This window comes from Pseudomonas sp. 20P_3.2_Bac5 (assembly GCF_025466035.1).
Taxonomy (GTDB): Bacteria; Pseudomonadota; Gammaproteobacteria; order Pseudomonadales; family Pseudomonadaceae; genus Aquipseudomonas.
On sequence record NZ_JANLOA010000033.1, the window covers coordinates 20481 to 31737 of the forward strand.

At 62.9% G+C, this 11257-nt stretch carries 11 protein-coding genes; 6 read left to right on the forward strand and 5 right to left on the reverse strand.

Annotated features, from left to right (window positions below; all coding sequences use genetic code 11):
* Window positions 1–48: 48 nt before the first annotated feature.
* Window positions 49–591: an oligoribonuclease gene (gene orn, locus NTD88_RS05890; RefSeq protein WP_095155941.1), complete on the reverse strand. Its 543-nt coding sequence runs from the start codon at window positions 589–591 to the stop codon at window positions 49–51.
* 94 nt (window positions 592–685) lie between these two features.
* On the opposite strand from orn, the gene rsgA reads away from it, so the two are divergent.
* Together rsgA and NTD88_RS05900 are read left to right on the forward strand one after the other, a co-directional pair.
* A complete protein-coding gene (rsgA, locus tag NTD88_RS05895) occupies window positions 686–1717 on the forward strand; it encodes a small ribosomal subunit biogenesis GTPase RsgA (protein ID WP_095155940.1) in 1032 nt (343 codons plus the stop codon).
* A 157-nt stretch (window positions 1718–1874) separates the two neighbouring features.
* A complete protein-coding gene (locus NTD88_RS05900; RefSeq protein ID WP_095155939.1) occupies window positions 1875–2345 on the forward strand; it encodes a toll/interleukin-1 receptor domain-containing protein in 471 nt (156 codons plus the stop codon).
* 53 nt (window positions 2346–2398) lie between these two features.
* On the opposite strand, the gene motB is transcribed toward NTD88_RS05900, so the two are convergent.
* Window positions 2399–3412, reverse strand: coding sequence for a flagellar motor protein MotB (motB, locus tag NTD88_RS05905; protein WP_095155938.1), 1014 nt, complete (start codon window positions 3410–3412; stop codon window positions 2399–2401).
* Between the two features lie 3 nt (window positions 3413–3415).
* On the reverse strand, window positions 3416–4267 hold the full coding sequence (gene motA / locus NTD88_RS05910) for a flagellar motor stator protein MotA (RefSeq protein WP_175653934.1): 852 nt from the start codon (window positions 4265–4267) through the stop codon (window positions 3416–3418).
* A 148-nt stretch (window positions 4268–4415) separates the two neighbouring features.
* On the opposite strand from motA, the gene NTD88_RS05915 reads away from it, so the two are divergent.
* The 3 genes from NTD88_RS05915 to asd are packed head-to-tail and all read left to right on the forward strand — an operon-like array spanning window position 4416 to window position 7681.
* On the forward strand, window positions 4416–5936 hold the full coding sequence (locus NTD88_RS05915; RefSeq protein WP_262153545.1) for an HDOD domain-containing protein: 1521 nt from the start codon (window positions 4416–4418) through the stop codon (window positions 5934–5936).
* A 47-nt stretch (window positions 5937–5983) separates the two neighbouring features.
* Complete coding sequence (locus NTD88_RS05920; protein WP_262153546.1) at window positions 5984–6793, forward strand: rhodanese-like domain-containing protein; 810 nt, start codon at window positions 5984–5986, stop codon at window positions 6791–6793.
* 9 nt (window positions 6794–6802) lie between these two features.
* Window positions 6803–7681, forward strand: coding sequence for an archaetidylserine decarboxylase (gene asd / locus NTD88_RS05925; protein WP_095155934.1), 879 nt, complete (start codon window positions 6803–6805; stop codon window positions 7679–7681).
* Window positions 7682–7753: 72 nt separating this feature from the next.
* Here the strand turns inward: asd and NTD88_RS05930 are convergent, their stop codons facing one another.
* Together NTD88_RS05930 and serB are read right to left on the reverse strand one after the other, a co-directional pair.
* Window positions 7754–8158 carry a lectin OAA gene (locus NTD88_RS05930; protein WP_262153547.1) on the reverse strand — a complete coding sequence of 135 codons (405 nt, stop codon included), beginning with the start codon at window positions 8156–8158 and terminating at the stop codon, window positions 7754–7756.
* Window positions 8159–8310: 152 nt separating this feature from the next.
* The gene (serB, locus tag NTD88_RS05935; RefSeq protein ID WP_095155932.1) at window positions 8311–9525 is read right to left on the reverse strand and encodes a phosphoserine phosphatase SerB; all 1215 of its coding nucleotides are present in this window, start codon (window positions 9523–9525) and stop codon (window positions 8311–8313) included.
* A gap of 134 nt (window positions 9526–9659) precedes the next feature.
* Between serB and NTD88_RS05940 the strand changes: the two genes are divergently transcribed.
* Complete coding sequence (locus tag NTD88_RS05940) at window positions 9660–11165, forward strand: histidine kinase (protein WP_262153548.1); 1506 nt, start codon at window positions 9660–9662, stop codon at window positions 11163–11165.
* Window positions 11166–11257 lie beyond the last annotated feature (92 nt).

An 11257-nucleotide genomic window follows, 5' to 3' on the forward strand; every position in this document is an offset into this window, starting at 1 on the left:
AAGCACCAAAAGGGGGCGCCAGAGCGATTCGTGGCACCCCGACAGGGCTTAGAACTTGATGAAGTGCTCGCGGTAGTGGCGCAGCTCGGCGATCGACTCGCGGATGTCGTCCAGCGCCAGGTGGGTGCTGCCCTTCTTGAAACCGTCGCGAACGTCCGGCGCCCAGCGACCGGCCAGTTCCTTGAGGGTCGAAACGTCGAGGTTGCGGTAGTGGAAGTAGTTTTCCAGCCCGCGCATGTGGCGGTAGAGGAAACGACGATCCTGGCAAATGCTGTTGCCGCAGATCGGCGACTTGCCCTTGGGCACCCACTGCTCCAGGAAGGCGATGGTCTGCGCCTCGGCCTCGGCCATGTCGATGCGGCTTTCGCGCACGCGCTGGGTCAGGCCGGAGGCACCGTGAGTGCGGGTGTTCCAATCGTCCATCCGCGCCAGGACTTCGTCGCTGTGGTGGATAGCGATCACCGGACCTTCGGCCAGGGTATTGAGATCGCTGTCGGTGACAATGGTCGCCATCTCGATGATGACGTCGCTGTCGGGGTCCAGACCGGTCATTTCCAGATCGATCCAGATCAGATTCTGTGGGTTCTGCATAGCTCTGCTCCTCGGTAGGTGCGCAGTTTAGCCTAGTGGAGCGTGCTAAACTCGACGCCGTTTCAACATCCCCGCTTTAAACGACGAGACCTTCATGGCCAAACGCCAGCTCAACCGCCGCCAAAACTGGCGCATCGAAAAGATCCAGGAAGAGCGTGCCGCCCGCGCCGCCAAACGTGAGGGGCGCGCCCTGGAGGTGCTCGAAGGCGGCGACCTCGGCCCCGAACAGACCGGCCTGGTGATCGCGCATTTCGGTGTGCAAGTGGAGGTCGAGGCCGAGCAAGGCGACGAAGCCGGCCAGGTATTCCGTTGCCACCTGCGGGCCAACCTGCCCGCGCTGGTGACCGGCGACCGCGTGGTATGGCGCGCGGGCAACCAGGGTATCGGTGTGATCGTCGCGCAACTGCCGCGCAGCACCGAACTGTGCCGCCCCGACAGCCGTGGGCAGCTCAAGCCGGTGGCGGCCAACGTCGACCTGATCGTCATCGTCTTCGCCCCGGCCCCCGAGCCTCACGCCAACCTCATCGATCGCTACCTCGTGGCCGCCGAGCATGCCGGTATCCGGCCGCTGCTGCTGCTGAACAAGGCCGATCTGATCGACGAGCAGAACGCCCCGGCGCTCAACGCCCTGCTGGCGGTGTACCGGCAGCTCGGCTACCCGCTGCTGGAGGTGTCCGCACATCACGGCAATGGCATGGAACAGTTGCAGACCATACTCGACGGCCACATCAGCGTGTTCGTCGGCCAGTCCGGGGTCGGCAAGTCTTCGTTGGTCAACAGCCTGCTGCCGAATGTGCAGTCCCGCGTTGGCGAGCTTTCGGAATGGTCCGGCCAGGGCCAGCACACCACCACCACCGCCCGCCTGTATCACTTCCCTGGCGGCGGCGAGCTGATCGACTCCCCGGGTATTCGCGAGTTCGGCCTGGTCCACGTCAGTCGCGCGGATGTCGAAGCCGGTTTCATCGAGTTCAGCACGCTGCTCGGCAATTGCCGCTTCCGCGACTGCAAGCATGACCGCGAGCCTGGTTGTGCACTGCTCAAGGCCCTGGAGGACGGAAGCGTCCAGCAACAACGGATGAACAGCTACCGCTCGATCATCGCCAGCTTGCCGCAAGACACCTACTGACCCTTTGGGTGTTGCCGGGAACGGGAACACCCGATGTAGTCCACATCTGTAGGGATGTTCATACACAGATGTAGGATGCTTCTTTGTTTCTGGCCGTCTATTGCCGGGCCAACGGAATTCACTGATCGTCGCGCTTTCACCTGAAAGGACGCCAGTGATGCCTGTTTTCATCAGTTACCGCCACCCTGATCGCCTCGATGCGTTCGTGATCAACGAACGGCTCAAGCTCGAAGGCATCAATACCTGCCTCGAACTGCTGGACCCGGAGGCCCGACAGACCACCGACGATATCTGCAGCCTGCTCAACAACAACATCAACGCCTGCACCCACATGATCACCGTACTTGGCCAGGGCGGCGCCGAAGATTGGTGGATACCGTTCGGCCTCGGCAGCGCGACCCAGTTGAACCGCAGGCTGGCCTTCTACCAGTGCGAAGGCACCCTGCCCGCGTACCTCGAACGCTGGCCCACCCTGAGCCGGCGCGAACATATCGATCTGTTCGTCAGCGCCTACCATGACGAACAGACTTTTCGCCGCGCCATCAGCAAGGATGCCGCGCAGGCCAACCGGAACAACGCCGAGTTCTTCCACACCGACCTGAAAGCCCGCCTGCGCCGCGGCTTCTGAAAACAAAAACGCCCGCCTGGATCACTCCAGGCGGGCGTTTTTTCGCCTGCGGCTTACTGCTTCTTGCCGGGCTCGTCCATCTTCAACACGCCGTCTTCAAAGATGTTCAGCTTGTCGCGCAGCTCCAGCGGCTGCATCGGCTCGGCCTGCGGCTCACCCGGTGCAGCCGGGTTCTGCTGAGTTCCTTGCGGCGCGCCATTTTCCGGCGTCTCCGGCGCTTGCTGCTCGCCTTCGATCGCACGCTGGGCACGCTTGGTCAGGACCACGATGTCGATACGGCGGTTGACCGGGTTCAGCGGCTTCTCACGGTCGAACAGCGACGACGAGGCGTACCCCACCACCCGTGCAACCTGGGTATCGGGATAGCCACCCGCAACCAGCGCACGACGGGCAGCGTTGGCACGGTTGGCCGAAAGCTCCCAGTTGCCGTACTCACCGCTGCCTGCATACGGCTTAGCGTCGGTGTGACCACTGATGCTGACCTTGTTCGGCACCGTCTTGATGGTGTCGGCCATGGCCAGCAGGATGTCTTCGAAATAAGGCTTCAACCGCGCACTGCCCAGGTCGAACATTGGCCGGTTCTCGGCATCCACGATCTGGATACGCAGGCCATCCTGGGTAATTTCGAAGAGGATCTGGTCCTTGAACTTCTGCAGTTCAGGGCTCTGCTCGACCTTGTTCTGCAACTCCTGCAGTACCAGTTCGAGGCGTTCGCGCTCGACCTGCTCGGCCAGGTTCTCGACCTGATCCTGATTGATGATGCTGCTGTCAGGCGTCGGCTCGGCCTTCTCTTCAGGGTTGATGGTCTTTTCCGGCGCCAGTTGCGGCGAACCACCCAGGTCGATGATGTAAGGCGTGCCGCTTTCGGAGAAGCCGATCGGGTCCTTGAAGTAACCGGCGATGGCGATCTTCTGTTCCGGCGTGGCCGTGGACAACAGCCAGAGCACGAGGAAGAACGCCATCATCGCCGTCGCGAAGTCGGCGAAGGCGATCTTCCACGCGCCACCGTGGTGGCCCCCGCCAAAGCGCTTTACGCGCTTGATGATAATCGGCTGATTATTTTCCATGGATCAGCGACCGCGGACTGCTTGTTCCAGCTCGGCGAAGCTCGGACGGTGCTTCGGATAGAGCACCTTGCGACCGAACTCGACCGCCAGCGAAGGCGGCATGCCGGAAGCCGAAGCGACCAGGGAGGCCTTGATCGCCTCGTAGACGTTCAACTCTTCCTTGGCATCGTGGGCCAGCGAGGTGGCCAGCGGGCCGAAGAAGCCGTACGCCGCGAGAATACCGAAGAAGGTACCCACCAGTGCCGCACCTACGTGCATACCGATGGCCGCCTGGTCACCCTCACCCAGCGACGCCATGGTCACCACGATACCCAGTACCGCCGCGACAATACCGAAACCGGGCATGCCGTCGGCGATGCCGGTCACCGCATGGGACGGGTGCTCCAGCTCTTCCTTCATGCTCAGCAGTTCCATGTCGAACAGGCCCTCCAGTTCGTGGGGAGCCATGTTGCCGGTGGACATGATGCGCAGGTAGTCACAGACAAACGCGGTCATGCGTTCGTCTTTCAGCACCGCGGGGTATTTGGCGAAGATCGGACTGGAGGCGGCATCTTCGATGTCGCCCTCGATCGCCATCATGCCTTCGCGGCGGCTCTTGTTGAGGATTTCGTAGACCAGACCCAGCACTTCTATATAGAAGGTGTGCGAAAAGCGGCTGCCGAACATGCTCAGCGACTTCTTGATGACGTGCATGGTCATGTAGCCGGGGTTGGCCTGCAGGAATGCGCCAAAGGCTGCGCCGCCGATGATCATCACCTCGAAAGGCTGGATCAGGGCCGCGATCTTCCCGTGGGAGAGCACATATCCGCCTAGCACGCTCGCGAATACGACGATGATGCCGATAATTTTAGCCATAGATAGAAAGCACTTACTGTCGGGGTCAGGGTCGGGGCGGAAGTTAGTAAAACTCTTCTTCTACTTATCGGCAGTTCTGCGCCAGACTATAGCCAGTCAAGGCGAAAAGCCAGTTCGGCCACCTTCCAGCAAGCCTAGTGAAACCATCGTGCCAACTCAGAATCCGAAGACTATCGATGCCTGGATCAAACTACTGGACGGCGCCAAGTTGCCCGTACCCTGCCACAGCCACGATCGCGTAAAAACCGCGATCGCCGACAGTCGCCGCTCGTTGCGCGACATTGCCGAGCTGATGCAGGACAGTCCGGCGCTGGTGCTGAGCGTGATGCGTGAAGCCAACCGGCATACCCACGCCAGCATCGCCGAGCCTGCGGAAAACCTTGAGGTTGCGCTCAACCGGCTCGGCCTGGCCCGCGCCGAAGCGTTGCTGGATCGCCTGGAAACCGCGCCCGTCGAGCAGATCCCCCTGGCCCTGCGCCAATTGCAGATGGTCAGCCAGCACGCCAGCCAGCAGGCCAGCGGCTTGTTCGCCAGTCGCCTGGCGCGGCTGTGGCAGGACATCCACTGGGGCAGCCTGCTGTTTCTCTCGCCGCTGTGGCCGCTGGCCCTGACCCATCCGAAGTTGCTGGAAGAATGGGAACTGCGCGTCGTGCACCGTGGCGAGCCCGCGCCCCGAGTCGAACGCGAGCTGTTCGGCGTGCGCCTGCTCAGCCTGTGTCAGGCCCTCGCCGAATTCTGGCGCCTGCCGACCTGGGTCACCCAGGGCTATCACCTGTTGCAGGAAGAACGCCGGCTGCTGGTCAAGGTCATGCACATCGCCCGCGATCACAAGAGCCCGCTGCGCCAGCAACAACGCCTGGACGCCGACCCTTCGTTGCGCCGCTGGCTGAACCAGCCGGCCAACACGGTGTTGCTGGCCAACGGCCTGGCGCTGTCGTCCCAACATGCGTGGAACAGCCCGCACTGCCTGCGCTGGCAGCAACTGATCAGCCTGTACTTGCAGGTGCCGCTGGACGACGTGCAACAACAGGCACACCAACAGGCCGCGAAGAGCGCGCGCAATCACGCCATTGAAGGCGCGTTCCACCCGGCGCAGATGCTGATCTGGCCGTGGGACGCGCACTACATTCCCCGCGGCATGCTGCCGGCGGAGGCTCCCGATACCGAAGCCCTGGGCAACTGGCGCAAGTTCTGCGCCGACCTGCTCGCCGAACCCAGCCCGTTCTCCAACGCCATCCACCTGACCCGCTATGCCCGCGAAGCCTTGCAGGCCTGCGGCATGACGCGGGTCCTGTTGCTGATGAGCGACAAGACCCAAAGCTACCTGCGCGTGCACCAACTGGCCGGGCTGCCCGAGCAGGCCGCCAGCCTGACCGTGCAGGTGGCCCACAGCAAGCTGCTGCAACGCCTGCTCAGCCAGTCTGCGCAACTGCGCCTGACGCCCGAAAACCACGCGCAGTTCGCTGCCCTGCTGCCCGCGCCCCTGCGCGCCCTGTTCCGCGGCGAGCATCTGCTGCTGCGTTCGCTGTCGAACAATGGCCGGGTGGTGATGGTGCTGATGGCCGACCAGGGCGGTGGTCCATTCTCGGAAATCAGCGTGCAGGCGTTCGGCAAGACCGCCCAATGCATCGAGCGCGCCCTCACCACCTTCAGCAACCGCAGCGCCTGACCCATGCGCTACAATCGCCTCCCTCTGTTCCGAACTGGAGACTCTGGATGACTGACTTTTCCGGCTTGCCACTGGTGATCGAACCGGCTGACCTGCAGGCCCGCCTCGACTCGCCAGAGCTGATCCTGGTCGATCTGACCAGCGTCAATCGCTACGGCAGCGGCCATGTTCCAGGGGCTCGTTTCGTCGATCCCAAGCGCACGCAACTGGGCCAGCCACCGGCACCGGGCCTGGCGCCGGCGAAAGCCGAGCTGGAAAAACTCTTCGGTGAACTGGGCCATCGCGCCGATGCCACCTACGTCGTCTACGACGACGAAGGGGGCGGCTGGGCCGGTCGCTTCATCTGGCTGCTCGATGTGATCGGCCACAAGCACTACCACTACCTCAACGGTGGCGTGCAGGCCTGGCCGGCCAATAACCTGAGCACCGAGGTTCCGGCCAGCGCCAGTGGCCCGGTCAGCCTGGTGCTGCACGAAGAGCCCACCGCGACCCGCGAATACCTGCAAAGCCGGCTCGGCGCCGCCGACCTGGCGATCTGGGACGCGCGCAGCCCTGCCGAGTACCGCGGCGAGAAAGTCCTGGCCGCCAAGGGCGGGCACATTCCCGGCGCAGTGAACTTCGAGTGGACTGCCGGGATGGACCTGAACGATGCCCTGCGCATCCGCAAGGACATGCCGCAGATCCTCGAACAGCTCGGTATCAGCAAGGACAAGGAAGTGGTCACCCACTGCCAGACTCACCACCGCTCGGGCTTCACCTACCTGGTGGCCAAGCACCTGGGCTACCCACGGGTCAAGGCGTATGCCGGATCCTGGGGCGAATGGGGCAACCATCCGGACACGCCCGTCGAAGTTTAAGGAAACTCAATGAAATCCCGTTTGTTCATCATCAGCCAGTACCTGCTGCCGCATCACCTGCTCTCGCGTCTGGCCGGCTGCGTCGCCGAATGCCGTGTGCGCTGGTTCAAGAATGCCTTCACCGCGTGGTTCGCCAAGCGCTATCAGGTCGACATGTCCCAGGCCCTGGTCGAAGACCTGACCGCCTACCAGCACTTCAACGACTTCTTCACCCGCGCCCTCAAGCCGGGCGCCCGCCCGCTGGACGAAACCCCGGGTGCGATCCTCTGCCCCGCCGACGGTGCAGTCAGCCAGCTCGGCCCGATCGAGCACGGTCGCATCTTCCAGGCCAAGGGCCACAGCTTCAGCGCGCTGGAACTGCTCGGTGGCGACCCGGCCAATGCCGCGCCGTTCATGGGCGGCGAGTTCGCCACCATCTACCTGTCGCCGAAGGACTACCACCGCGTGCACATGCCGCTGGCCGGCACCCTGCGCGAAATGATCTACGTTCCTGGCCGTCTGTTCTCGGTGAACCAGACCACCGCCGAAAACGTCCCCGAGCTGTTCGCGCGCAACGAGCGCGTGGTCTGCCTGTTCGATACCGAACGCGGACCAATGGCCGTGGTGTTGGTGGGTGCAATGATCGTCGCCTCGATCGAGACGGTATGGGCCGGTCTGGTCACGCCGCCGAAGCGTGAATTGAAGACCTTCCGTTATGACGAAGCCTCCCGCGCGCCGATCCACCTGGAAAAAGGTGCCGAGCTGGGACGTTTCAAGCTGGGTTCGACCGCTGTCGTGCTGTTCGGGCCGGATCAGGTGAAATGGGCAGAAAGCCTCGGTGCCGGTTCGCCGGTCACCATGGGTCAGGGCCTGGCCCTGCCGGCTTCGCAGGCCGCCACCGACGCCTGATCGGGAAAACCGCGACACGCTTGAAAAAGCAAACCGCCCCCGGTTCCGGGGGCGGCTCTTCAACCTGAAGCCTTACTCCAGATGACTACGGAAGCCGATCGGCCCTTCGTTGTCATAAGTACTGGTGCCGTCGAGGCTCTTGCCGCCATCGTTCGATTTGACGTTCAGAGCGATGACGCTCTGGTTGTCACGGCCGCCGATCACCCATTCGCCGCCCGGATGCCAAGGTGCGTCGTTGCCGCCCCACTGGTTCTGGACTTCATAACGGTTCTGCGCGACGCGCTTGGCCTGGAACCCAATCGGGCCCTCGCCGGTATACGTGATGCTGCCCTTGAAGGTCACGCCACCATCACCAGAACGGATGTCGACATTGACAACCTTCTGGTTGTCCCGCGCACCGAGCTGCCAGGTTCCACCCGGATGCCACGGTGCACTGCTACCACCCCATTGGTTCTGAACTGCATACTTGTTCGCCATGAACTTCATCTCCTTGAAGTTGCTGGTGGGGGCCGACAAGTCATCTTGCCGGCCATACGGCCCTCGGGATTGGGGCCGTGTGCAAGCAAGCCTAGACACGCTTCAAAGATCGTCAGGGAGCAAAGGACGAATGGTGAGAACCGTTCGATCTATCATGCATTTCCTTCGCGATCACGCATCCCCAGCAGATACAGCACGCCGTCGAGGCCCAAGGTGGAGATGGCCTGCTTGGCCGATTGACGCACCAGCGGCTTGGCGCGGAACGCCACGCCGAGGCCGGCAATGCCCAGCATCGGCAGGTCGTTGGCACCGTCGCCAACGGCGATGGTCTGCTCCATCTGCAAACCTTCCTTGCGCGCCAGCTCGCCGAGCAGGTCGGCTTTGCGCTGCGCGTCGACAATCGGCTCGACAGCCACGCCGGTAACCTTGCCGTCGACCACTTCCAGTTCGTTGGCGAACACGTAGTCGATGCCCAGCTTGGCTTGCAGTTGCTTGGCGAAGTAGGTGAAGCCGCCGGAGAGGATGGCGGTCTTGTAGCCCAGGCGCTTGAGTTCGGCGAACAGGGTTTCAGCACCTTCGGTCAGGCGCAGCGAGGCGCCAATTTCGTCCAGCACATTGACGTCCAGGCCCTTGAGCAGCGCCAGACGCTCCTTGAAGCTGGCGCGGAAATCCAACTCGCCGCGCATGGCGCGCTCGGTGATTTCCGAAACCTGTTCACCAACGCCGGCAGCCTTGGCCAATTCATCGATCACTTCGGCTTCGATCAGCGTCGAATCCATGTCGAACACCGCCAGGCGGCGATTGCGGCGGAACAGCGAATCCTGCTGGAAGGCGATGTCGACGTTCAGTTCCTGGGCGACGCTGAGGAACTCGGCACGCAGGGCCTGCGGATCAGCCGGCTCGCCGCGCACGGAGAACTCGATGCAGCCCTTGCCCTGGTCCACCGGAGTGTCCAGCGCCACACGCCCGGACAAACGATCGATGTGATCGATGTTCAGGCCGTATTTGGCGGTGATGGAGCTGACGCGCTGCAGTTGCTCGGCGGTGACCTTGCGGGTCAGCAGGGTGACGATATGGCGCGGCTTGCCCTGACCGTCGACCCAATTGCGGTAGTCGGCTTCCGAAACCGGGGTGAAACGCACTTGCTGGTTCAGCTCGTAGCCGGTGAACAGCAGGTCCTTGAGCACCGAGGAACCCTGCTCGGTGTCGGGAATTTCAACCAGAATGCCGAAGGACAGCGTGTCATGGATCACCGCCTGGCCAATATCGAGAATGTTCACACCACCGCGCGCCAGGACGCCGGTAATGGCCGCGGTCAGACCCGGACGGTCCTCACCGGTGATGTTGATCAAGACGATTTCGCGCAAGACGGGCTCCGAGTCGTGGAAAAAGTGCGCATTCTACCGCGTTTTGCAGACCATCGGGCGCAGCGATACTTTGCCGGGTCAAGGGCGGTCGCTATACTGCGCAGCAATTTCTCCGTCATAAAGAGCCGCGCTCAGTGAACCGGCCCACGCCCGTCAAAACCGACAACTTCTTCCTGCTGATCTTTCGTGCCCTGCGTCAGCGTCGCGTGCCCCTGGCATTGCGCATTGCCTGTCACAACATTTTCCTGGTTGCCCTGGCGCTGGTGATCTACGCCTGCGTGATGGGTTTGCAGTTCAAGGAAGCCATGCATGAACAGGCCGATGCCCTCGGGCAGAGCCTGACCACTCAGACCGCAACCTCGGCGACCGAACTGCTGGTGTCCAACGACATCCTCAGCCTCAACGTGCTGCTCGGGAATCTGGTGAAAAACCCGCTGGTCGCCCATGCGGCGATCTACAGCGTCGATAACCGGATCCTCGCCGAAGCCGGCCAGCGCCCGAAAAACAGCCTGCTGGGTGAAGCCGAAGGTCTGTACCAGACCAAGATCACCTTCCAGGACGTGACCGCGGGCCAGTTGCGCATCAGCCTGGACATGAGCCAGTTCCAGCAGCCGATGACCATCAGCATGCAGAGCATGGGCATCCTCGCCGGCATCCTGCTGGCGCTGGCGCTGACCATGAGCCTGCGTCTTGGGCGCTATGTATCGACGCCGCTGCTGCAACTGCGGGTCTGGCTGCGCGATCTGGACGAATACACCCCGGCCACCGAACGCCAGGACGAAATCGGCGATCTCGCCCGCCAGCTCCACGCCCGCTTCGCGCCGCCGCCGAAGGCGCCAGAGCCCGAGCCGGAACCCGAAATCGAAGACGATTTCGAGGAAGACGCCGAGCCTGCCTTCCAGGTCCGCAACCTGCGCGACCCGAGCTTCGACGAAACCCCGGCGGTGAAGCGTCCAGCAGCAAGCGCCACGGACGACGACGAGGATGACGAAGCCTTCGCCGACCTGCGCGACGATTCAGCACCTGTTGCCGCTCCTGTTGTGCCCGCGGCACCGCGCCAGCCACAGGCCAGCGCCGTGCTTGCCGTGCAATTGGGCTCACAGGAACAACTGCGCCGCCTGCCACGGACTCGCCTGACGGAACTGCTGGAGCGTTATCGCGACTGCCTTGAGCAAGCCGCCTCACTTTATGAAAGCGAAGTCCAGCACCTCAACGATGGCAGCACCCTGTTGCTGTTCCATAGCCAGGACAGCGGTGAGGATTACCTGACCAACGCGATTTGCTGCGGCGAGCTGCTACGCGCCTTGGGCCATGCGCTGCAGGTTGAAGTGGCCGACAGCGGTATCACCCTGCAGTTGCAACTGGGCCTGGTGGTGGGTGAAGACCTCGAAGGCCTGAGCCAGATCGACCTGCTGCTGACCGAGAAGGCCCAGGACGCCCTGGCCCTGTCGCAACACAGCCGCAACCTGCTGCTGGTGGAGCGCAAGATCGGCGACGACACCCTGATCCGCCAGCGCGCCCGCATCCGCCCGATCGCCAGCCCCGAGGGTGCCTGCTGCGTGGAGCGCTTGATGGAGCCGTATCCGTCGATGCTGGAACGCCAGTTGGCGCGGATGCATGAGCGGCAGGTGAAGAACTGAAGTCCAGACTTGTGGGAGCGCCGTCCGGCCAACTCCCGCAGGCTTCAGCCCAATAAAAAAGCCCGCATCGCTGCGGGCTTTTTCATGTCTGG